The sequence below is a fragment of the Collinsella aerofaciens genome (genome assembly GCF_028206995.1).
In the GTDB taxonomy this organism is placed as follows: Bacteria; Actinomycetota; Coriobacteriia; order Coriobacteriales; family Coriobacteriaceae; genus Collinsella; species Collinsella aerofaciens_AQ.
The window spans coordinates 151046-173608 of record NZ_JAQLFL010000003.1; the positions used below are offsets into that span (position 1 = coordinate 151046).

20 protein-coding genes and 1 other RNA gene are annotated in these 22563 nt (G+C 60.1%); 2 read left to right on the plus strand and 19 right to left on the minus strand.

From position 1 onward, the window contains the following. Positions 1 to 181: 181 nt before the first annotated feature. The 7 genes from nagB to ssrA all read right to left on the minus strand — a co-directional run bounded on the left by nagB (position 182) and on the right by ssrA (position 6130). Positions 182 to 910 (minus strand): glucosamine-6-phosphate deaminase, encoded by a 729-nt coding sequence (nagB, locus tag PMX60_RS03770; protein WP_117583336.1) that lies wholly within the window; start codon positions 908 to 910, stop codon positions 182 to 184. Positions 911 to 1181: 271 nt separating this feature from the next. Continuing rightward, positions 1182 to 1679 carry a PTS sugar transporter subunit IIA gene (locus tag PMX60_RS03775; RefSeq protein ID WP_117798040.1) on the minus strand — a complete coding sequence of 166 codons (498 nt, stop codon included), beginning with the start codon at positions 1677 to 1679 and terminating at the stop codon, positions 1182 to 1184. Positions 1680 to 1751: 72 nt separating this feature from the next. Then, positions 1752 to 3089 carry a phosphoglucosamine mutase gene (gene glmM, locus PMX60_RS03780; protein ID WP_117805965.1) on the minus strand — a complete coding sequence of 446 codons (1338 nt, stop codon included), beginning with the start codon at positions 3087 to 3089 and terminating at the stop codon, positions 1752 to 1754. Between the two features lie 123 nt (positions 3090 to 3212). Then, complete coding sequence (gene rpsI, locus PMX60_RS03785) at positions 3213 to 3608, minus strand: 30S ribosomal protein S9 (RefSeq protein WP_022094634.1); 396 nt, start codon at positions 3606 to 3608, stop codon at positions 3213 to 3215. A gap of 2 nt (positions 3609 to 3610) precedes the next feature. After that, positions 3611 to 4054 carry a 50S ribosomal protein L13 gene (rplM, locus tag PMX60_RS03790; protein WP_022094635.1) on the minus strand — a complete coding sequence of 148 codons (444 nt, stop codon included), beginning with the start codon at positions 4052 to 4054 and terminating at the stop codon, positions 3611 to 3613. A gap of 157 nt (positions 4055 to 4211) precedes the next feature. After that, positions 4212 to 5090, minus strand: a complete 879-nt coding sequence (locus PMX60_RS03795) for a patatin-like phospholipase family protein (RefSeq protein WP_271746939.1) — start codon at positions 5088 to 5090, stop codon at positions 4212 to 4214. Positions 5091 to 5766: 676 nt separating this feature from the next. Further along, positions 5767 to 6130, minus strand: a transfer-messenger RNA (tmRNA) gene (ssrA, locus tag PMX60_RS03800). A gap of 237 nt (positions 6131 to 6367) precedes the next feature. Between ssrA and PMX60_RS03805 the strand changes: the two genes are divergently transcribed. Beyond that, entirely contained in the window at positions 6368 to 6802 is a 435-nt protein-coding gene (locus PMX60_RS03805) for a hypothetical protein (RefSeq protein ID WP_271746940.1), read from the plus strand. Positions 6803 to 6860: 58 nt separating this feature from the next. Here the strand turns inward: PMX60_RS03805 and PMX60_RS03810 are convergent, their stop codons facing one another. The 6 genes from PMX60_RS03810 to PMX60_RS03835 all read right to left on the minus strand — a co-directional run bounded on the left by PMX60_RS03810 (position 6861) and on the right by PMX60_RS03835 (position 13970). After that, on the minus strand, positions 6861 to 7376 hold the full coding sequence (locus PMX60_RS03810) for a type II toxin-antitoxin system VapC family toxin (protein WP_215693067.1): 516 nt from the start codon (positions 7374 to 7376) through the stop codon (positions 6861 to 6863). Then, positions 7373 to 7726 carry a hypothetical protein gene (locus PMX60_RS03815; RefSeq protein ID WP_271746941.1) on the minus strand — a complete coding sequence of 118 codons (354 nt, stop codon included), beginning with the start codon at positions 7724 to 7726 and terminating at the stop codon, positions 7373 to 7375. Before PMX60_RS03815 ends, PMX60_RS03810 begins: the two co-directional genes overlap by 4 nt. Positions 7727 to 7864: 138 nt before the next feature. Next, positions 7865 to 9880, minus strand: coding sequence for a heavy metal translocating P-type ATPase (locus tag PMX60_RS03820; protein WP_271746942.1), 2016 nt, complete (start codon positions 9878 to 9880; stop codon positions 7865 to 7867). A gap of 78 nt (positions 9881 to 9958) precedes the next feature. Beyond that, complete coding sequence (locus PMX60_RS03825; RefSeq protein ID WP_022094642.1) at positions 9959 to 10204, minus strand: DUF6110 family protein; 246 nt, start codon at positions 10202 to 10204, stop codon at positions 9959 to 9961. 181 nt (positions 10205 to 10385) lie between these two features. Next, positions 10386 to 12143 carry an ABC transporter ATP-binding protein gene (locus tag PMX60_RS03830; RefSeq protein ID WP_271746943.1) on the minus strand — a complete coding sequence of 586 codons (1758 nt, stop codon included), beginning with the start codon at positions 12141 to 12143 and terminating at the stop codon, positions 10386 to 10388. Further along, positions 12144 to 13970: an ABC transporter ATP-binding protein gene (locus PMX60_RS03835; RefSeq protein ID WP_271746945.1), complete on the minus strand. Its 1827-nt coding sequence runs from the start codon at positions 13968 to 13970 to the stop codon at positions 12144 to 12146. 114 nt (positions 13971 to 14084) lie between these two features. On the opposite strand from PMX60_RS03835, the gene PMX60_RS03840 reads away from it, so the two are divergent. After that, positions 14085 to 15089, plus strand: coding sequence for a helix-turn-helix domain-containing protein (locus tag PMX60_RS03840; RefSeq protein ID WP_271746946.1), 1005 nt, complete (start codon positions 14085 to 14087; stop codon positions 15087 to 15089). Positions 15090 to 15153: 64 nt separating this feature from the next. Here the strand turns inward: PMX60_RS03840 and PMX60_RS03845 are convergent, their stop codons facing one another. From PMX60_RS03845 to PMX60_RS03870, 6 genes are all read right to left on the minus strand, one after another. Next, the gene (locus tag PMX60_RS03845) at positions 15154 to 16518 is read right to left on the minus strand and encodes an ATP-binding protein (protein ID WP_195361736.1); all 1365 of its coding nucleotides are present in this window, start codon (positions 16516 to 16518) and stop codon (positions 15154 to 15156) included. 393 nt (positions 16519 to 16911) lie between these two features. Further along, positions 16912 to 18588, minus strand: a complete 1677-nt coding sequence (gatB, locus tag PMX60_RS03850; RefSeq protein ID WP_271746947.1) for an Asp-tRNA(Asn)/Glu-tRNA(Gln) amidotransferase subunit GatB — start codon at positions 18586 to 18588, stop codon at positions 16912 to 16914. Beyond that, positions 18588 to 20102: an Asp-tRNA(Asn)/Glu-tRNA(Gln) amidotransferase subunit GatA gene (gatA, locus tag PMX60_RS03855; RefSeq protein ID WP_271746948.1), complete on the minus strand. Its 1515-nt coding sequence runs from the start codon at positions 20100 to 20102 to the stop codon at positions 18588 to 18590. Before gatA ends, gatB begins: the two co-directional genes overlap by 1 nt. After that, positions 20102 to 20413 (minus strand): Asp-tRNA(Asn)/Glu-tRNA(Gln) amidotransferase subunit GatC, encoded by a 312-nt coding sequence (gatC, locus tag PMX60_RS03860; protein WP_055287082.1) that lies wholly within the window; start codon positions 20411 to 20413, stop codon positions 20102 to 20104. Before gatC ends, gatA begins: the two co-directional genes overlap by 1 nt. A 276-nt stretch (positions 20414 to 20689) precedes the next feature. Further along, on the minus strand, positions 20690 to 21607 hold the full coding sequence (locus tag PMX60_RS03865) for a class C sortase (protein WP_271746949.1): 918 nt from the start codon (positions 21605 to 21607) through the stop codon (positions 20690 to 20692). A gap of 282 nt (positions 21608 to 21889) precedes the next feature. After that, entirely contained in the window at positions 21890 to 22042 is a 153-nt protein-coding gene (locus PMX60_RS03870; protein ID WP_192919544.1) for a hypothetical protein, read from the minus strand. Between the last annotated feature and the right edge of the window lie 521 nt (positions 22043 to 22563).

The window sequence follows — 22563 nt, forward strand, 5'->3', positions numbered from 1 at the left end:
TGCGACTCTATAGTGGCAAATGTGCATAAAATCTGGTATGGAATGAATCTCATAATTTAGAGCCCACTCGCCAAGCACATGGCAAGGTTACCGTCATGCATGCGCCACGGCCTATGTCCACTAAAAAGGCCCCCGCAAAGCGAGGGCCTTTTGAAAAGCTATGTAAGATTGCTTGGTCGCGTTACTCGCAGAGCGAAAGAGCGGCCTCGTCAGCAACGACGACGCAATTGGTGTGGAGCTGCAGGATCGAAGCGGGGCACTCGGGCGTAACCGGGCCATAGCACATATCGTGCACAGCCTGAGCCTTGGCCTCGCCGTTGGCGACAACCAGAATCATGCGGGCATACATGATGGTCTGGGTGCCCATGGTGTAAGCCTGACGGGGCACATCATCGATGCTGTCGAACAGGCGGCTGTTGGCCTGAATGGTGCTCTCGGTCAGGTCGACGCAGTGCGTACCCTTGGAGAAGTGGTCATCGGGCTCGTTGAAGCCAATATGACCGTTATTACCAATGCCGAGCAGCTGCAGATCGGGGTAACCGGCGGCAGCGACGATCTTGTCGTACTCGGAGCAGGCAGCAGCGGCATCGGGGTTGGAGCCATCGGGCACGTGCGTGTTGTTCAGATCGATATTGATGTGATCGAAGAAGTTCTCGCGCATAAAGTAGTGATAGCTCTGAGGATCGTCGTGCGAAAGACCGCGATACTCATCCAGGTTATAGGTGCTGACCTCGGCGAAGTCGACGTCGCCCTTCTCGTACCAAGCGGCGAGCTGCTTGTAGGCACCGATCGGGGTGGAGCCGGTGGCAAGGCCCAGTACACAGTCGGGCTTGAGGATAACCTGGGCCGAGATGATATTGGCGGCCTTGCGGCTCATATCCTCGTAGTCTTTAGCTTTAATGATCTTCATTACGCGTCCTTTCTCGTACAAGAGAGGCAAGGCTCCCTTACAAGCACTTGCCCGCGGCCCGCGTCGGCCGCAACCAACGTGTGCGGCCACCAGGGCGAGGTCGCGTAATGTATGTGTCTCGTGTCTAGCCGCGTCGAGGCCCCTGCCCGTCCACGGTGACCCGAAGCTGTTTAGCCTCGGACGTTTCCCATCTTGCCACGGAGGGCGTCCTCTTTCAAGGGCGCCCTCCGTAAACGTGTTTGAATTGTAGGCTAATGGCCACGTGCACTTGCTAGCGCTCGCGAGCAACGATGAGTTGGTCCATCTCTTCGACATGCACGCCAACGGAGCCCTTGATGCTTGAGAACTCAACGGAGTTGCACACCAAGATGGGAACCGTCACATCGTAGCCCTCGGCAGCAATTGCCTCGCGATCGAACTCAATGAGTACATCGCCCTTATGGACGATGTCACCCACTTGCGCATATACGGTAAAGTGCTTGCCCTCGAGCTGAACAGTGTCCAAACCAACGTGAATAAGCACGTCCAAGCCATCGACCGTGTTAAGCGCAACGGCATGACCCGTGGGAAAAATCGCCTCGACCTTAGCATCCGCCGGCGCGATCACACGTGTGCCCGTGGGCTGAATCGCCACGCCCTGACCCAAAAGGCCAGTGGCAAACGTCTGGTCGTTTACCTCGGAAAGCGGAATGACATCGCCCGAGATGGGAGCATCCAGCGTAAGGACTCGACCACGCATACCAAAAGACCTTAGGACTTTAGTGAACATGCTCCCCCCTCGGACATACCAATCAATCAAAATAGCCTTAACAGTTTACCACTTGGCACCCGTTATTGACCATTAGGGAAGTTCGCGCTTGACAACCTCGACGATGTCGTCGACAACGCGCTGGGTCAGCTCGTGTGTCTCGGCCTCGGCCATAACGCGAACCAGCGGCTCGGTACCGCTCGGGCGCACCAGGATACGGCCGCGACCATTGAGCTCCTTCTCGGCGGCAGCGACGGCGTCCCAAATGGGCTGGCAATCGTCCAGGCCGGCCTTGTTGTCGGAATGCACGTTGACGAGCACCTGCGGGTACTTCTTCATGATGCCGGCAAGGTCGGTGAGGGTGCGGCCGGTGCGCTTGAGCACGGCCAGAAGCTGCAGGGCCGTCACCAAGCCGTCGCCGGTGGTGTTGTGCTCCAGGAAGATGATGTGGCCGGACTGCTCGCCGCCGATGACAGCGCCGTCCGCGAGCATGCGCTCCAATACGTAGCGGTCGCCCACGGCGGTCTGCACCATCTCAAAGCCCTGCTCCTTCATGGCAATGGAAAAGCCCAGGTTGCACATAACGGTCGAGACAATCTCGGAGTTGGCGAGCTTACCGCGAGCAGCCAGGTCGGAACCGCAGATAGCCAGGATGTAGTCGCCATCAATCTCGTTGCCCTCGCTGTCCACGAACAGCACGCGATCGGCGTCGCCATCGTGGGCCAGGCCGATGTCGGCATGGGTACGCAGTACGAGCTCACGCAGGGGCTCAAGGTGAGTGGAGCCGCACTCGACGTTAATGTCGGTGCCGCAGTAGTCGGTGTTGATGGCATGGACCGTGGCGCCCAGGCGCTGCAACGCGGCGGGCGTGGTCTGGCAAGAAGCGCCGTGGCCGCAGTCGACGGCAACAACCAGACCGTCGAGTTTAAGGCCGTCGAGGGTGCTGATAGCGTGGTCGACATATGCCTTGCGAGCGTCCTTCATCTTGATGATGTGACCCACACCGGCACCGGTCGGCAGCGTATCGGCAGCCATGGCCTCCTCGGACATGACCCAAGCGCTGATCTCTTCCTCGACAGCATCGGGAAGCTTCATGCCCTTGCGGCTAAAGAACTTGATGCCGTTGAACTCCGGCGGATTGTGCGAAGCGGAAATGACGATGCCGCCGTCGAGCTCGTTTTGGACGGTGAGCAGCGCCACGGCCGGCGTAGGAATGACGCCGCAGCAGTGCGGGCGGCCGCCCTCGGCCATAATGCCGGCGGTCAGAGCACTCTCGAGCATGGTGCCCGAAAGGCGCGTGTCGCGGCCGATGCAAATGTCCGGACCAAGGAACTTGGTCGCCGCACGGCCGAGGCGAAACGCGAGGTCGCACGAGAGGTCGGCGTTGGCGACGCCACGGACGCCGTCGGTACCGAAGATGTTCTGGGGCATAGGATCGCTCCTTCCCAAGTGGGCAAAACGCAGCCGCCCACCCTAGTCGAAAAAGAAAAGCGGGACCCGCCGAGCAATCGGCAGGCCCCGCTTGTACATTGCATCTCGTAAGGAGATAAAACCTTAGCGCTTGGAGAACTGGGGAGCGCGGCGAGCCTTCTTGAGGCCGTACTTCTTGCGCTCGACCACGCGAGCATCGCGCGTAAGGAAACCGGCCTTCTTGAGGTCAGCACGGTAGTCGCCAGCGTTCAGAAGAGCGCGAGCGATGCCCAGGCGCAGAGCGCCGGACTGACCGGAGATGCCGCCGCCATCGCACAGAGCGATAACGTCGAACTGACCGGCGGTGTCGGTCACCTTGAAGGGAGCAAGGGCGTTCTCAACGAGCTGATGACGGCCGAAATACTGCTCGGCGTCACGCTTGTTGATGGTCACCTTGCCGGTGCCGGGGACGAGACGGACGCGGGCGACGGCGTTCTTACGACGGCCGGTACCCTGGTAGACAACGGTGTTCTCAGCCATCTTTAAGCCTCCAGCTCAATCTTCGTGGGGTTCTGGGCAGCATGCGGATGCTCGGCACCAGCGTAGACCTTAAGCTTGGTCATCTGGGCACGGCCGAGGGTGGTCTTGGGCAGCATGCCGCGAACGGCGCGCTCGATGACCTTCTCCGGGTGCTTCTCCATAGCCTGGCGGAAGCTCTCAGCCTTGAGGCCGCCGTTGTAGCCGCTGTGGCGATAATAGGTCTTCGTGTCGGCCTTGTTACCGGTAAGCTGGACCTTATCGGCATTGATGACGACAACGAAGTCGCCGCAGTCGCTGTTGGGCGTGAACTGGGGCTTGTTCTTACCGCGCAGGATCATTGCGATCTGGGTGGCAAGACGGCCCAGGACAGCACCATCGGCGTCGACGAGAACCCAGTTGCGCTGGACCTCGCCCTGCTTGGCGTAGTGAGTCGATTTCGAAATCACTTAGACTCCTCCATGTACAGTACGTGTTGTTACAGAGATTCACGGGGCTCTGCAAGTAACCCGTCCATATTACCCCGCTCGTCGCTCGAGTCAACAGGTATTTTGGCTCTGACCAGACTTTCTGCACATGTCGTCCATGGGTCATGACGTCGCGACGCTAGCGCTCGACAAACGCCTCGATATCTCCCAGCAAGCGCTTTGCCTCCTGGCGACCCTGAATATACAGGTCGAGGAGCTTTGCCGGATCGTGCTCAACGTGACCGACCTCGACCGGCTTTTGCGGAGCGACGACCAGCGCGCGGCCCTCGCGCTCATACTTCCACAGATGCATGCGCTGGATGTTATAGCGATCGTGGCGCGTCTCGATAGCCTCGAGCAGGTAGGGGTAGTCGGCATAGCGAGCGCGTGCGGCTGGCATAAACTCGTAGGGCTTTTTCTCGTACGAACGGTCCTGCGTGACAATGACAACCGCGCGATTGAAGCCCGCCTCCTCCAGCACGTGCTCGATGGGGACCGAATCGGCTACGCCGCCGTCGACGTATTTGTGCCCGTCTATCTCGACCGGCGGCGTCACCAGCGGCAGCGACGTCGAGGCGCGCACGGCGTCGAGGTCAAGTACGGCGCTTTTGACCGGCAGGTAGGCAGCGGTTCCAAACAGCATGTCCGTCGCAACGGCGTACATCTCGATGGGGTTCGCGTCGAACGTCTCGCTATCAAAAGGATCCAGGCGGTCCTGGACATCGTTGAAGATAAAGTCGTAGCCGACGATGGAGCCCGTGGACGCAAACGATGCGGCGCCCATGAAGCGGCTGTCGTTGCAGAAAGCCAGGTTGATGCGGTTGGCACGGCCGATCTGGTGCGACTTGTAGTTTACGCCGTTGAGGGCGCCGGCCGATACGCCATATACCGCCGGAATCTCGACGCCGGCCTCCATGAGAACGTCGAGCACGCCGGCGGTAAATTGCCCGCGGAAGCTGCCGCCCTCCAGAACGAGCGCGACCTTGCCGGCGTTCTTTGCCTTATCTTCTGCAGTCATATTGACCTCCTGCGATTGCGTTTTGGCTTTCTTCTACCCAGTTTTGGAATGGAGGGCGCATAGGTTTTGGAGGTGAGAAGATGGAGCGGATAGCGCGTCCCAGTTTGAGGCGGGATTCCGGGACGCGCTTTCCGCTTGGACTGCCGTTGGGAAAGCGCGTCCCGTTCTGCGCGGATTCCGGGATGAGCTTTCCGTCAACAGCCCATCCGGAAAATGCATCCCATTCCGAATGAGGATTCCGGGATGCGGTTTCCACTTGATGTGCCATCCGGAAACCACGTCCCAGTCTGAGAGCGGACTCCGGGACGCACTTTCCGCCTGGGCCGCCATTGGGAAAGCGCGTCCCACCCTGCGTTGCCGTAGCGTTTGCTTAACGCCCGCGCCCTGCACAGAGTTCGATTCTCCGCGGGTTTGGGGTTCCGTTGATGCGGCGCATGGCAGGCTGAGATTCGATAAACATCGCATCTGTTCTGGGCTGGGGCATTGCGCGGAGAATCCGCGTATTTGCTTCGCAAATCCGCACCGGCTTCGGCCGCCTGTCGGCGTCCTCGCCCGCGGGCTAAAAACGCTTACGCGTTTTCTTTACGCACGCGCCCTGCACAGAGTTCGATTCTCCGCGGTGCGGACTAGAAATAAAAAGGCAGGTAGATATGAGTATCTACCTGCCTGTTACTTATGGTGGAGGCGCGGAGAATCGAACTCCGGTCCACGAAAGCCCCCTGATTGGCATCTCCAAGCTCAGTCGCTGGTTTAGTCTCGGACGCTTTGCGCGCAGCGACACGCTCGCGGCGTCCTAACCGGTTCGGTCTTAGCCTGCGCCATACCGATTACGTGCGCAGGAGCATTCCCCTAAAATGACGTCGCGCCGGTGTCGGGGAAATCACCGGGTTGACGCGCCGCTATAAACTAAGCAGCGAGAGCCATAGGCTCAAAAGAAGAGTTGTTGTCAATTCAATTTGACGGTACCCCTGTTTAACGAGGCGAGGAGACCTCGGCTTGCTTCCTCTCTCAGAGCTATCGTGTCGAAACCAGTCGCCCCCGAATGTCGGGAAAGTCTGGATGGCATTGGGCACGAGCACCCAACACCCGTCGACTTTTCAAGGAACATGCGGGGCGAGCCCCGCTTGCGAAGTGTTATCTTACCACGTTCTGAAAGCGGACAGCTGTTCTATGCACGAGCTGTGAAGACCCCAATGTGCGCCGCACTTCGCACTTTTGCTACCGATCGCGTCACGTATATTTTCGCCAAGCAAAATTGACCCGTCGAAAGGACCGTTATGAATACCAAGCAGCAACTCGTCAATGCCCTCGCAGGCCTGGGTTCAACCATTACCGAAGCTATGGATGTCATCGAAGGCTTTGTCCCCTGCGGACATCCCGCCCTCACGGTATCCAACGCACTCGTCGCGCTGGACGCCGACGATGATGCAGCTCTCGCCCAGCAGCTTGAGACCGTCGAGGGCTTTATCGACCACGTGAGTGAGAACCGCGGCGTGGCCGCCTACCACGGCATCGAGGTCGAGCTCGCGGGTCCCAAAGCCGATCTGCTCGCAGCAATCCGCGAGGTAGGCGCCCTTATGCAGACCGCAGGCGTCAAGAACACCCAGGTCAACGAGTGGGTCTACCGTAGTCTGGCAGCACTCGACAGCTCCGATGAAAAGGCAGCCGAGCAGCTCGCAGAAAGTCCCACCATCAAGGCCGAGCTTTTGTAAATAGCAGGCGCGGGCCCCTTGGCGCATCGTCGTCCAAGAGGCCCGCAAACAGTTCGCGTCAACCGATAGCCGCGCCGCCGCGTTCGGCCAAAGTCAGAATCGGCATCATTTGGCGCGGGGTCTTTGCTGCAAGATCGGCATGTTCGAGCAGTTTGCGATCGCTAGTCACCAAGTAATCGACCTGCGCGCGCTTGCATGCGGCAAGCACCAAGTTGTCCTCGTAATCGCGATGGAGCGCTAAGTATTTGTCGGCCAGCCAAAGGTCCGACGCATCTGCACCCACGGCCGTGGCGTTTTCGGTCATGTTCCGAACAAACGCCAACGCCGCATCGCCAATTGCGCGGGCAGATGCCTCGTCGAGCGCTCCCCCGCTGGCAAGAACGCTACGCTTCAGCTCGTGTTGGACAACGTACAGCACGTCCTTAGCGATATGCACCGGGAAGAACAGCAACGCCCCCGCCTCCGTCGCCTGCCCAATAAACGCACGCGCGGCAAGCGACTCGGCATGGTCGACGCAAAACGAATCAACCCATACGTTGGCATCCACCATTATTTTGAGGGGAGCCCCACTCACTGGATCATCCCCTTTTGGCGATAGCGCTCGTCCATGGCTTCGGAATAGATTGTGTCCCAACCGCGATCGTCGGATACGGGCGACGCAGCGATGCCCAAGTCTGCATAGAGCCGGTCTGCCGCTGCCCACGACGCGGCGAACGGAGTATCGGGCGCGACGGTCTGCTGCCGGTCGTCGACGGCCGCAAGCACTTCCTCGCACTGCCCGCCACCCTGCGCGACCTTGGCCACCACCTTTTTGATGAGCTTGGGCAGCGACCCGCCCGAAAGCCGCAGCGCCTCCTCGGCACGGTTCTTGACCTGGCGATCCACGCGAACGTTCACCTGCGCCATGCCGCTAACAGTACCCATCTCAACCTCACCTTCGACTTTTGCTATCTAAGCTAGCACAACTATATATTTCTGCTAGCACATGGTCAAACGCAAAAGGCCTGCATTCTGGCGGCTGCAACACCGCCCAAATGCAGGCCAAAAACTTAAGTAAAAACGCTAGCGCAGGTAAGCCTTTGCGTTGCCCAGGCTGTAGGCGATCGTCGAGCCGTTGTGCAGCAGTGACGACGTCTGCGGAGTAATCATGCCGGTAATACCCAATGCCAACAGCGCCGAGTTGGTGAGCATCACCTTGGAATATGAACTCGTCAGACGGTCGATAAGCCCCTGACTCATACGGCGCAGACGCACGATTGCGGCCAGATCCGTATCGGTCAGGATGATATCGGCGACCTCCTTGGCGATGTCGCTTCCGCCGCCCATTGCCAGCCCCACGTCGGCCAAACCGAGCGCCGGCGAATCGTTGACGCCGTCGCCCACCATGGCAACGTGGCGCCCCTCGCCCTTAATGCGCTCAACATACGCGTACTTGTCCTCGGGCAGCAGCTCGGCCTTAAACTCGTCGACACCTGCCTCGCGAGCAATGCGCTCGGCCGTGCGCTCCGAGTCACCCGTGAGCATGACCACGTGTTTAACGCCCAACGCGTGCAGGTCGGCGATGGCCTCACGGACCCCGGCCTTGAGCGGGTCCTCGATACCGAGCACGCCCACAACGGTGCCGTCGACCGCCAGATACAGCGGCGACAGGCCCTGCATCTGGAGCTCGATTTGCTCCTTAATGTCGGACTCGAGCTGCGCGCCCTCATCCTCGAATACAAAGTGCGCGGAACCGATGATGGCGCGACGCTCCTCAATGGACGAGGCAATGCCGTGCGCCACAATATACTCGACAGCAGCGTGACGCTCGCGGTGCTCGAGCCCGCGCTCGCGTGCCGCATTGACCACGGCACGCGCCACCGGATGCGGAAAATGCTCCTCCAGGCAGGCGGAAAGGCGCAGGACCTCGTCCTCGCTCCAGCCGTCGGTCGTGAGCACGCAGGCAAGACGCGGCTGCGCCTCGGTCAGCGTACCGGTTTTATCAAACACAATGGTGTCGGCCTTGGCAAACGACTCAAAGTACTTCGCGCCCTTGACCATGACGCCCATCTTAGCGGCGTCACTCATGGCAGTCATGACGGCGACGGAACCCGTGAGCTTGAGTGCGCACGAGTAGTCGACCATCAGCGCCGCTGAGGTCTTGATGAGGCTGCGGGTGGTAAGCGCAACCAGGCCCGCAAGCAGGAAGTTCCACGGGACGATCTTGTTGGCAAGATCCTCCATATGCGACTGACCCTCGGACTTGAGCGAATCGGCCGTCTGCACGAGCGAGACGATCGAGCGTAGCTTGGTCTGAGCCGTATTGGCGCGCACGCGCACCAAGATGCTGCCGTCTTCCACGACGGTGCCGGCGAACACGTCGTCGCCCACGCTGCGCTCGACGGCCAGCGGCTCGCCGGTCAGGGTCGCCTGGTTGACCATAGCGCTCCCCTGCTCGACAACGCCGTCGATGCAAATGGACATGCCAGTGCGCACGGCGACCAGATCGCCGGGCTCAAGCTCGGTGGCGGCAACGCTTACCTCGGTGTCGCCGACGACCTTTTGCGCCTTGTCGGGCACATCGAGCAGCGAGTTGATGAGCTCGTTTTCGCTCATGGCGCGGGTGTAGTCCTCGAGCAGCTCGCCCACGTTGAGCAGAAACATTGTCTGGCCCGCGGTGTCGACATCGCGCTTGACGAACGAAATGCCGATGGCCGAAGCGTCGAGCACGGGAACGGTCAGGCGCGGCTTCGCCAGCTCATGAAGGGCAGCGCGCAAAAATGCCATGTAACCGGCCACGACAAACACCGCACGCAGAGGCGTCGGCAAGAACCAGCGACGCGCGTAGTGGGCGCCGATAAGTGTGGCAAGATCCATGACGAGCTTGTGCTTGCGCGGCTCGAGTTGCATCACGTAGCCCGACTTGGCATCGGCGATAGCTTGAGCATCGAGTGCGCCCAAGGCGTCGAGCACGCTTGCACGGCGCGGCTCGTCGTACTCCAGCGCCATCTGGCCAATGCGGCCATACACGCGCACCTTGTGCACGCCGTCGATATCGCCGCTGAGCTTAAGAAGTGCATCGAGATCGCTCTCTGGCACAGGACCCGCCAATTGAAGACGGGTCCTGCCGGGGATCTCGCTAATAATCGAGAATCTCATAGTTTGTGCCTGGGAGCGTTACTCGGCTGCCTCGTCAGCAGCGGCCTCGCTCTGGGTGATGTAGGCCGCCTCGGCAACCATGTCGTCGACATTAGCCTTGGCCTGCTCGACCATGTCCTGGTAGCAGTTCTTGACGCGCATACCGCACGCGATGCCCTGCACGCAGGCATTCTTGACCGGAGCGCTGGTAAGCAGCTTGATGCCGGCCGTGCCAAGCAGAAAACCGCCACCAACAAGCAGGGTGTTAAACGTCGACTTCTTCATGTTGCTTCTCCCTTTTGCCGCATTGGACGCGGCACGGTGCCTCAGCACCCGAGTAAACAAGTTTGCTCGAGCACACTTTTGAGACTAGTTTAGTATAATTATTTGGTCAACAACGGCTAACTTTTTGGAAACTATGGGGGTGAACTCAATATGACAAAGGGACTGTCCCTTTGTCATATTCCTACAGCTGCCAGTCCGCCGCCTCCTTTTGCAGCGCAACCATGCGGGCGAATTCTCCACCTGCCGCCTTGAGCTGCGCCGGGGTGCCCTGTTCGGCAACCACTCCATTCTTGAGCACAACGATTTTGTCGGCATTATCCACCGTACGCATACGGTGGGCAATAACGATAACCGTCTTACCTGCAAGCAGACGGGAGAGTGCCTGTTGCACCACGGTCTCGTTCTCCACATCCAAGCTTGCCGTCGCCTCGTCCAACAGCACGATAGGCGCGTCTTTGAGCAGTGCGCGGGCGATGGAGATGCGCTGGCGCTCGCCGCCGGAGAGTTTGGAGCCGTTCTCTCCAATCATAGTGTCATAGCCCTGCGGCATGCGGTTCACGAACTCGTCACAGTTGGCGGCACGCGCGGCTGCAAGCACTTCCTCATCGGTGGCATCACGACGCCCGAGGCGGATGTTTCCCATCACCGTGTCGTCAAAGAGCAGCACGTCTTGGAACACAATGGCGTAGTCGCGCAGCAGCACCTCGGGATCCACGCCCGCAACATCCACACCGCCCACGGCAACCTTGCCCGCAGTGGCATCCCAAAAGCGCGCGGCCAGGCGGCTCACCGTAGACTTACCGGAACCCGAAGGACCGACCAGCGCCGTGACCTCGCCTTCCTTGGCGGTAAAGCTCACATCGGTAAGAACTTTCTCGCCGGCGCGTCCGTCCTCGCCCGCACCATAGCCAAATGCCACGTGATCGAACACCACATCGTGGCCCGCAGGCTTAAAGTTCTCGCTGCCCCGCGCCACAGGCTCTTCCATGATGGAACGCATGCGCTTGGCAGACGACTCGGCGGCAAACAGCTCGGACATTATCATTAATGCCTGGTCAAAGGGCGCATAGATACGGCTCACCATAAGCAGGAAGGCAAACAACACCAAAAAGTCGACCTGCCCGGAGGCGACCATCGCGGCGCCCGTGACCAGCGTGGTGGCAATGCCCAGACGCAGGATGGCAAAGGCGGAGTTGACCAAAAGCCCGTTAACGAGCTCGCCCTTGGTGGTCTCGCGCTCCTCGGCATCGATCACGGCGTTGAGTCCCTCAAGATAATGGGCCTCCTGGTTGGTGGCGCGAATCTCGCGAACGCAGTCGAGCGTCTCTTGAATAGCCTCGGTAACCTTGACCTTCTCGGCGCGCACGCGATCAAACACCGGAGTCATGGGGCCGCGTGTTAGATACAACACGGCAAAGGCCACGGGAACGCTCCAAAACGCCGCAATCGCCAGCTGCCAGCAAAAGAACAGCGATGCCACGAAGACAATGGCGCTTGCGATGATGGCACCCCAAAGCTCTCCCAGCACGTGGCTGTAGGCGTGCTCCATGGCCTGGACGTCGCCCATGATGGTCTCGGTTAAATCGGCCAGATCACGACGACCAAAAAACGACAGCGGCAGTTTGCGCAAGCGCTCGGCAATCTCCATACGCTGCTTGCCGCACTCCTCGTAAAAGATGCAGTAGGTGTAGTAATACTGCTGCCAGTTAGAGGCAAAGAGCAACACGAAAAAGACCAGGAGGCCGCCCACGATCGGCAGGGCATCCGGCAGGTCAGCCCCGCTGACGAGATGCTCGACAAAGCCGGCCATAACCAGGAATAAAAAGCCCATGCCGGCCATGGTGATGAGATTGGTGAGCGTGGTCCAGAAAATGCCGCGTTTTACGCCGGCGACGCCTTTATCGGATAGGAAATACTTCTTTTGGAATGAGGCGAACATTTAGGCCTCGCCTCCCTTCGTGACGGTGGCATCCGCGGTCGCTGCAGTGATTTTCCAGCTCGCGGCCTGTTCGTACTCGGCCCACATCTTGGCATACAGGCCATTTTGGGACAGCAACTCGGCATGGGTACCCGACTCCTGCACGCTGCCCTGGTTGAGCACCACGATTTGGTCTGCGCCCACTACAGTCGAGAGTCGGTGCGCGATCATAATGACCGTGCGACCCGCCGCCAGTTTGCTAAAAGCACGTTGGATGAGCGCCTCGTTCTCGGGATCGGCAAACGCCGTGGCCTCATCGAGCACCACGATAGGCGCGTCTTTAAGGATCGCGCGGGCGAGTGCCACGCGCTGGACCTCGCCGCCCGAAAGATATGCTCCGCCGGCACCGAGCATGGTATTGATGCCCTGTGGGAGCTTGGCCACAATGTCGTCGCACTGAGCTGCGGAGAGGGCCGCACGCACTTCGTCGTCAGTGGCCGTAGGCTTGGAGGCGCGCACGTTATCGGCAAGTGTTTGCCGGAACAGCTGGTTGGTCTGGAACACGAAGGCGACCTGGTCCATAAGCTCGTGCGAATCCATATCGCGAACGTCCACACCGCCTACGAGCACTCGACCCGAGGAAACATCCCAAAAACGCGGGATCAGGCTTGCGCAGGTTGACTTACCGCCACCAGAGGGACCCACCAGGGCGAGGGTGCTACCAGCGGAAACGCTGAAACTTACATGGCTAACGGCAGGTGCTTCGGCACCTTCGTACGTAAAGCTCACGTCCTCAAATCGCACGTCGCCGCCGGCAGGGTGCTTGGGTTGTGCGGGCACGGAAAGCTGCTTGGAATCCATGACGCTTCGAATACGAGCCAACGAATCGGCACTCATCTGAGAGGCCTCGCCCACAAACATGAGCTTGGTCATGGCCGTCGGTACCACGGCCGAAAATATCGCGTAAAACGTGAAGTTGGTCATAAAATGCGCGAAGTCCGTCTCGCCTGGCGCCAACAGCAACGCCACGGGCAACAGGAATGCCACAAGACCATTGAGCGCGGTAAGGTTGAGTACCTGCGGACCTCGGCAGAACGTGCCCGCATAGTTTTGCGCCATGTCGGCGTATTCGGCGATTGCATCGTGGAAGGCCTTAAAGGAGTAGACCGTCTGCTGAAACACCTTGACCACGGGGATGCCGCGTACGTATTCGGTGCCGGTCTTGTTCATCTTGACCAGCGCTCCCATGTAGGCCTTCATGAACTCGGCGCCTTCGCCGCTCATCATGGTGGCCATGGCGCCAAACGAAACGACGACCGAGATAAGGCATGCCGCGCCCAAGCGCCAATCGAGGGCGAAAAGCAGCACGAGCAAGCCCACGACCATGGCGGCGGCGCCGGCGATATCGGGCAGCATGTGCGCGAGCAGGGTCTCGGTGGAGGCGGCGCATCCGTCTACAATACGGCGCAGCTCACCGGTGGCGTGCGTGTCAAAGTAGCCGAGCGGCAGCTTAAGCAGGTGCTCGCTCGTAGTCTTGCGGATATTGGACGCGCAGCGAAACGCAGACAGGTGCGTGCACATGAGCCCCACGAAATAAGCTACGATGCTTGCCAGCGCAAACCCCACGGCCCACCAGCCATACATCGCGATGTCGCAGGCTTCGCTCCAGTTAGGTGCCACGGCGATCAGGTCGCGAGCGACAAGCCAAATGCACACGTACGGGCCAAAGCTCAGCAGCTGCGAGAGCGCCGAGAGCGCCATGCCCAAATACGTTAGGAATTTACGGTCACCGGCATACGCGAGCAACTCGCCGATGCCTCCACCTTCCCTTTTTGATCCCTTTGCCATGAGATTCCTTTCTAACGGCTTGAGAGTTAACCGTAATGAACTTATCATTGATGTGTTAGCCATGGCTCACAATCAAGCCAGGCGTGGACGTTTCTGCAAAGGAAAGGGACGCTTTTGCAAATACGGCGGGCAGCGACCGACATAACCGAGCTCTACGCACCACAGTTTGAGCAGTTTGGCCTGGAGCTTTCCGGCAAGGGCGCTGTCTTTACCGGCGAGGTGGCAAACGATCGGGCGCACGGACGCGCATGGATCATGCCCCTCTCCCCTGCCTGCATCGTCATGGAGCATTTCATCACCCCGACGCACGATATGTACCTGGCCGAATACACACCCGAGCCATATGCCTGCGTGAGCGAGGTCAGCGCGCCCACACTTACATGCATGCCCGAGGCTGGCATAACGCCCGCGAACCTCAAACCATTGCATGGACCGTGGCCAAACAATGCCGTTTGCAGCTTTATCCAAGATAACTGTGGCGAGGAATTAAGCCCGCTGTTTGCGGGGGAGCTCTATCACTCGCGCTCGGTGCTCTTTTTGCCTGGATATTTTGACGAACTGGAGCACCGCTATCCCACCGAGTTCGCGGGAATCTTTGAGGCGTTTGCCGAGCCATGGCACGAGGAAGCGACGTCTGCCATCTGCCACACGCTGCGCCGGATTAACGAGGACCGCGCTCACACCGTAGGCGGACACGTCTATATGCAGGGCATCGTGGAGACCATGGTCGCGGAGCTCGCCTGTTCGCGCGCGGCCCACAAGCAGGCGCGGCAGGCGGCAGACACACGCGTCAGCATAACCATTGCCGAAGAAGCAACGGCAATGATTGAGCGCGCGCTCGACAAAGGCAGACGTGTGGGTATCAACGAGGTGGCCGAGAGGCTCTACACAAGCCGCTCCAAACTATGCGCCACCTTTAAGGCCCAAACAGGCGAGTCGATGGGCGCCTACATTCGCAGACGCCGTATGGAGCGAGCACAGGACCTTTTGGCCGATAGCGGGCTCACGATAGCGCAGGTAGCAGAGCGGCTCGACTACCCTCAGCAAGCCGCCTTCGCCCAAGCCTTCAAACAATACACCGGCACCACCCCCACCGCTTGGCGAAGCAAGCATCGCTAAGGCCCAAGCTCCCTGGCCGTAACGGAGCGATTAATTAGCCACCGCCCGTCAGCTCACCCAGGATCTAAACGTCAAGATGCGCACAATCAAGCGCCTTTTTGATAAGAGGGACAGATCGATCAGCCAAATACAACGGAATGTTGAGCACCCCGTCGTCGAGCTTTAGGTTCTTAAGTGAGTAGCGGACCCTCAATGGAGTCGTCTCCGCATGCTTGTCGGCATAGTACTTAAGGCTCTTGGAGTGAACGACCTCTCCCGATTTGACCTCGACGGGAACGATTTCGTTTCCGACTTGAATCAAAAAATCGACTTCGTGCTTCGGCTTCTCGTTTGTCCAGTAACGCGGAGCAGCATCTAACTGTGAAAGTAATGCCTGAAGCACATAGTTCTCGGCGAACGAACCTTTGAACTCCGAAAATAGCGCATCCGAGATGGCAAAAGCGGACGCATCCAGCCTTGCCATGCGGCGCAGCAAGCCGACATCAAGACAGTAGACTTTAAATGCCTTGAGGTCATCGTACGCAGAGAGCGGCACACCACCGGCAGCATTAAGGCGAACCGCCGTGATGAGCCCAGCATCGGCAAGCCATTCCAGAGCATCCTCGTATTCTCGAGCACGAGCCCCCTCGCGCACCGCACCCCAAACGAACTTTTTGTTCTCGCGCGCCAACTGAGCTGGAATCGAGTTCCATATTTGCGAAAGCTTGGCGAACTGCGCACGGCCACCATGCTTGGCAAAATCGCGCTCGTAGGAATCCAAGAGATCAGACAACACCTTATCGACCTGAACGATATCGCCCGTCTCCGCCCACCGGCCAAGAGCCTCTGGCATGCCGCCGCATGCAAAATAACGACGAAGATGCTCGACGAGACGGACATGGAAGAAATCGGGCACTGTCTCGATCTGATCCAGGCCGCCAAGGTATTCGTCGTAGTTTGCAGCGCCCTCGGCTTTCAGAAACTCGGAAAAGCTCATGGGGCGCATCTCCATGAACTCGACCTTTCCCACCGGAAAAGCGCTGGTCTCACGGGACAAGCGAACGCCCAACAAAGACCCTGCGCATGCGACGTGATACTCGGGGGCCTCGTCACAGAAGTATTTAAGGGCACCGACTGCAGAAGGACAATCCTGGATCTCATCAATAATAAGCAGCGTCTCGCCAGGATCGATAGGCTGTCCAAGTGCCAGGGAAAGATTTGAGATGATCCGTCGAGGATCGCGCGTACCTTCGAAAAACTGAGCGTACTCGCTCTGTACCCCAGGTGACGGCTCCTCGAGCGTCAGATACACATAATTGATATACGAGGTTCGGCCGAACTCCTTAAGCGCCCACGTCTTTCCAACCTGGCGCGCCCCCTTAAGGATAAGCGGCTTACGATATTCTGACGCTTTCCAAGCGTTAAGCTTGGCAATGATATCTCGCTGCATGGCCGAACCTCCCGCAAAGAAACTTCCGTAAACGTGATATTTCCCACATTTTACCCTAGGTAAAACGTGACATTTATCACATTTACGGAAGCTTTAAGTTCATTTCGCCACACTTTCATCACATTTATTGCAATGTGACAAAGGGACAGTCCCTTTGTCACCCGCACAAAAATGGACGCGCCAACGGCGCGCCCATTCGCTCTATTCCATTCAGCCCAGCCTGACCCGAACGGCCGAGTCGTCTGGCCGGGGAAGCCCCGAGTCGCCGGGGTGTTTGCTCCAAATGAGTTCCGCATGCAAAGAAGGCCACTAAATGTGGCCTTCGTCTTGCATAGGACTGTTTGAAATTTGGAGGAAATACCCTGGCGACTCGGGGCTTCCCCGGCCTCGCAGCTACGAGAGCGACGTTCTCAGCAACTCGTTGAAGAGCTTCGGGTTGCCCTTGCCGCGGCTTGCCTTCATGCACTGGCCCACCAAAAAGCCGATAACCTTCTGGTTGCCGTCACGATACTGCTGCGCCTGCTCGGCACAGTTAGCCAGCACCTCGTCCACGATCGGCTGCAGCGCGCCGGCATCGCTCACCTGACGCATACCGCGCTCATCGACGATCTTGTTGGGGTCGTCGCCGGTCTGGGCCATAGCCTCAAAGACCTCGTGCGCCTGGTTGGAGCTGATGGCATCGGTCGCCAGCAGCTTGGCAAGAGCGGCCACCTGAGCCGGCGCGATGCCGGACTCGGCGAGCGACACGCCTGCGCCCTTAAGGTAGGCGATCATCTCGTTCACCAGCAGGTTTGCGACCGTCTGGGCCTCCTTGCCGGCCATACCGGCAGCGGCGGCCTCAAAGAAGTCGGCAAACTCGGGGTCGCCGGCAATCTGCTCGGCGTCGGCCGTCTTAATGCCAAAGTCGGCCTCAAAACGGACGCGCTTGGCATCGGGCAGCTCGGGGATCTCGCCTCGGCAGCGGTCGATGAACTCATCGTCCAGATCGAACGGCGCCAGATCGGGGTCGGGGAACAGGCGATAGTCGTCTGCCGTCTCCTTCACACGCATGACCACGGTGCGCTTACGGCTGGGCTCCCAGTGGCGGGTCTCCTGATAGATGATGCCGCCCTCCTCGAGCACCTCGGCCTGACGGCAGATCTCGTAGGCAAGGCCGTCATGCAGGCTCTTAAACGAGTTGAGGTTCTTGAGCTCGGTCTTGGTGCCCAGCTTGGTCTCGCCGCGGCGGCGCAGCGACACGTTGCCGTCGCAGCGCATGGAACCCTTCTCCATCGAGCAGTCCGAAATACCCAGCGTCACAAAGATGCGACGGAGCTTTTCCATAAACAGGCGCGCTTCCTCGGGCGTACGCAAGTCAGGCTCAGTCACGAGCTCAATCAAAGGCGTGCCGCAGCGGTTGTAGTCGACGAGCGACTCGGCCGCGGCGGTAATGCGGCCCTCGGCGCCGCCCACGTGGACCATCTTGGCGGCGTCCTCCTCCATGTGAATGCGCAGGATGCGGATGGGCACCGTGTAGGAACCGTCCTCGCGGCGCTCGGGCATCTGCAGGTTGGACGCGTCATAGCTGGCCAGGTGGCCGGCGCGCTGGTTGCCTTCGCGCATGGTCGACGTCATGGACGTGGACAGGCCCTCGGCGTTGGCCGAGGCGCTCGCCAGGCTCTGGGCCTCGGCCTCGCCAAACGCGCAGTCGGGGCGCTCGGCGGCACCGCGACCGGTCACGTCCAGGTCCAGGTGGCCGTACATGGCAAAGGCGACCGGACCCTGCGTGGTCTGGAAGTTCTTGGCCATGTCGGGATAAAAGTAGTGTTTGCGGTAGAACATCGAGTGGCGCTGAATCTCGCAGTTGGTGGCGAGACCGGCCTTGACGATGCTCTCGATGGCGCGCTTGTTGGGCACCGGCAGGGCGCCGGGCAGGCCCAGGCACACCGGGCACACGTTGGCGTTGGGCTCGTCATCGTGGCTGAGCTTGCAGTTGCAGAACATCTTGGTATCGAGTGCGGTGAGCTCGGTATGGATCTCCAGGCCGATCACGGCCTCCCAATCCTGCAGGACCTCGGAAAGCTCCTTCATTACAGCTCGCCTCCCTTCCCGGCAAAATCGGGCGCGACGGAAAGCGCGGGCGCACCCGTGGCGGCATCGGCTAAGCCGCGCTCCAAGGCGCGGGCAAACGTGAGCAGCTGACGGTCCTTAAAGGCCGGACCCACCAGCTGGGCAGAAACGGGCAGCTTGCTGTCCTCGCCCAAGCCCAGCGGCACCGAGATACCGCCGTTGCCGCAGATGTTGAGCGAGATGGTGTACAGGTCGGAGAGGTACATCTGCGTGGGGTCGCTAATCTCGCCAAACTTAAAGGCCGTGCGAGGCGAGGCGGGCATAAGGATGGTGTCCACCTTGGCATACGCGGCGTCATAGTCCTGCGTGATGAGCGTGCGGGCCTTTTGCGCGGCGTAGTAGTACTTGTCGTACACGCCCGAGCTCAGCAGGTAGGCACCGAGCATCTGACGGCGCTTGGCCTCGGCGCCAAAGCCGTGGGCGCGCGACAGCGAGCTCTGATCGGACAGGTTGGCGCAGCCCTCCTCCTGATAGCCATAGCGAATGCCGTCGAAGCGGGCCAGGTTGGAGAACGCCTCGGCCGGGCCGATGACGTAGTAGGCGGCGATGGCGGCGTCCAGGTGCGGCAGGTCGACCTCGACCAGTTCGGCGCCCTGGTTCTGCAGCTCCTGGGCGGCGCGCTGAACAGCGGCCTTGACCTCGGGCGTCAGGCCCTCGGCCTCCATAAACGCGGGGATGATGCCCACGCGCTTGCCCTCGATGCTGTCGTTGAGGTGCTCGGTAAAGTCGACGGCGCAGTCCTGGCTGGTGCAATCGTACGGATCGTGGCCCGCGCCGGTAAGCGCGTTCATGGCCAGCGCGACATCCTCGACCGTGCGGCCAAAGGGGCCAACCTGGTCGAGCGACGAGCCAAAGGCAACCACGCCGTAACGGCTCACGGCGCCATACGTGGGCTTAAAGCCCACCACGCCGCACAGCGACGCCGGCTGGCGAATGGAGCCGCCGGTGTCCGAACCCAGCGAGAGCGCAACCTCGCCCGCGGCGACGGCGGCAGCGGAGCCGCCCGAAGAGCCGCCGGGCACGCGCTCGGTATCCCAGGGGTTGTTGGTGCGATGGAACGCCGAGCTCTCGGTAGAGCTGCCAAAGGCGAACTCGTCCATGTTGGCCTTGCCCATGGGCAGGCAGCCGGCATCGAGCATGCGCTGGACGCAGGTAGCGGTGTAGACGCTCTGATAGTTCTCGAGCATGCGGGAAGCGCAGGTGGTGCGCGTGCCCACGAGGTTCATGTTGTCCTTAATGGCCAGCGGCACGCCCGCGAGCGGGGGCAGCGGCTTGCCTGCGGCGCGGTCGGCATCCACGCGCGCGGCGGCCTCGAGCGCAAGCTCGGGCGCCACCTGCAGGAATGCCTGGACCCCGCCTTCGCGCGCCTCGATGGCGGCAAGAGAGGCCTGGGCTATCTCGGTAGCGGTGAAGTCGCCGGCGGCAACGCCCGCGGCAATCTGGGCGGCGGTAAGGGAATCGAAGCTTAGCGTCATTACTCGCTCTCCCCCTCTCCCAAAATGGACGGCACGCGGAAGTAGCGGTCGCGCGCGCTGCCGGCGTTTTCCAGCGCAACGTCGAGCGGCAGGTCGCGCTCGGGCTCGCGCAGGTCGTCGCCCATCACGTTGGACAGGCTTCCGATGGGATGGAACGTGGGCTCCACGTCGGGCAAGTCATATTGCAAGACGGGCTCGAGCATCTGGACGGCGTCGTTCAGGTAGGACGTCATCTGGGTGAGCTCGTCATCGGTCAGTGCGATCTTTGCGTACTCGGCGATGCCGCGCACGTCTTTCTCGCTGAGTGCCATAGGCGCTCCCTTCCGCATAACAGTTAAACCGCTCTAGTATACAAGGCAACGCCGGCTTGGAGCAGGCGCTTTACCCAAATGCAGCGAAAACGTAACGAGGGTGGCGAACGCGGTCCGGCAGCTCTGCGGCGAAAACCGCATAGCTCACAACAAAAACCATCACAACATTCGACGTTTATCGTCAAAATCGTGATTTTCATCGAATGTTGTGATGGTTTGGAAGTCCCGACCACCACAAAGGTACCTGTCCCCTTTGTGGTGGTTCTGGAGAATGTCTTATGCCGAGGCCTTGGCCTTGCGGCGCTTGCGGACCGCGTGGACCACGATGTCCAGCAGCAACAACACAATGGCTACGACCACGATGAGCACGGCAAACTCGCGCTTGCCCCAGTGGCGGCCGGCCAGCGACTTTTGCTTGTCGACGTCCTTCTTGCTGTACTTGGTGCGCACGCAATGCACCAGCAGGCGATGGTCGTTCACGCCATAGGGCGTGCAGGTGACAAGCGTCACCTTGTCGGCGCCGGGCTCGATGGTCAGCGACTCCATCTCCTCGGGCAGCACCACCTCGGAGTCCACCATCTTGTAGGCGAGCGTCTTGTTCATGGTGTGCAGCAGCACCAGGTCGCCGGGCTCCAGCGAGTGGATGTCGTCGAACATGCTCAGGTTGCGCATGCCCGAATGCGCGGTGAGCACGCAGTGCGTCGAGGTGCCGCCCACCGGTAGGCTCGTGCCCTCCAGGTGGCCGACGCCCGCCATGAGGACTTCCTCGCTCGTACCGTGGTAGATGGGCATGCTCACGTCGATGGAGGGGATCTCGACCCAGCTCATCATGGGGTCGCGGTCGAAGATGAGCTGCTGAGCGTAGGGTTCGATCTGGTCGGCGGGAAGCTCGGTGGCCTCGCCCGCCAGTTGCTCGTTAAAGGAGCGCGCCTGGAGCAGGATGCGCTCGCGCTCCTCGGCAGAAAGCGCGTCCACGGTGCTGGACACGGTGCTGATCTGGTTGAACACGCCCGAGGCCTCGAGCCGGTCCAAGATCCACGGCCAGGTCATAAGGCCCACGCCAATAAGGATGATGACGATGGTGATGAGCCGGTCGGCCCAGCGCGGCAGCCGCTTGCGACGGCGCTTGGGCTTTGGTTGAGGTTTGGGCTGAGGGCTTGAGCCGCCGTTGGCCGCGGCGTTATTGCTCTTCATATGTTTGGCGCCCTGCACCATCACCGGTCACTCCTCTACAACTCAAGTTGTCTAAACAAATAATAGCCGATTTGCAAGCTTCCACGCCGAACAACGCAGCTAGACCGCTCCGTCCAGTCAAGGATAAGCCCGCATTTGCGTTTTCAAAATGTCCCGAATCGGCAGGGCGATTCGGGATACAATGTCCATAGAAAACGACGCACCCCGCGTAAGTGTACGAGAGCGCGGGCGGCCTAGTTTTCTGGTTTTGTTAAATGCCCGGGATCCGACCCCCGGGCATTCTTATTTGCGCTTGTTGCGGCGCAAATGCCTTCTACCGTCCGCACCGCGCGTGCGCCTACGGACCTTAAACCGAACCTCATACGAGTCAAGAAACGCGATGACGAACGTGCCCACCGCCGCGAGGGCGGCGAGCGCGTTAAGGAATTTCAGCATTTGGGGACCTCCGATCGAGTCGTCGGCCGCCCGCGCACGGAATGCGTCGCAAAGCTATTTTACTGCGAGCGTATGCACCCGCAGCTGGTAAACGCAATAATTGCAAACATCTGTTCGATAGTTACGCACACGATTCCTCGTCCGGCAGAGCCTGGCCGCATTGTCCGGGTTTGCCCGACGTGTTTGAGTTTTCAAAATGTCCCGAATCGGCGGGGCGATTCGGGATACAATAGCTACAGGAAACGACGCACCCCGCGTAAGTACTTTGGAGCGCGGGCGACCAGTTTCCGACGTTGTTAAATGCCCGGGCCTCTAACCCCGGGCATTCTTATTTGCGCTTGTTACGGCGCAAATGCCTTCTACCGTTCGCACCGCGCGTGCGCCTACGGACCTTAAACCGAACCTCATACGAGTCAAGAAACGCGATGACGAACGTGCCCACCGCCGCGAGGGCGGCGAGCGCGTTAAGGAATTTCAGCATTTGGGGACCTCCGATCGAGTCGTCGGCCGCCCGCGCACGG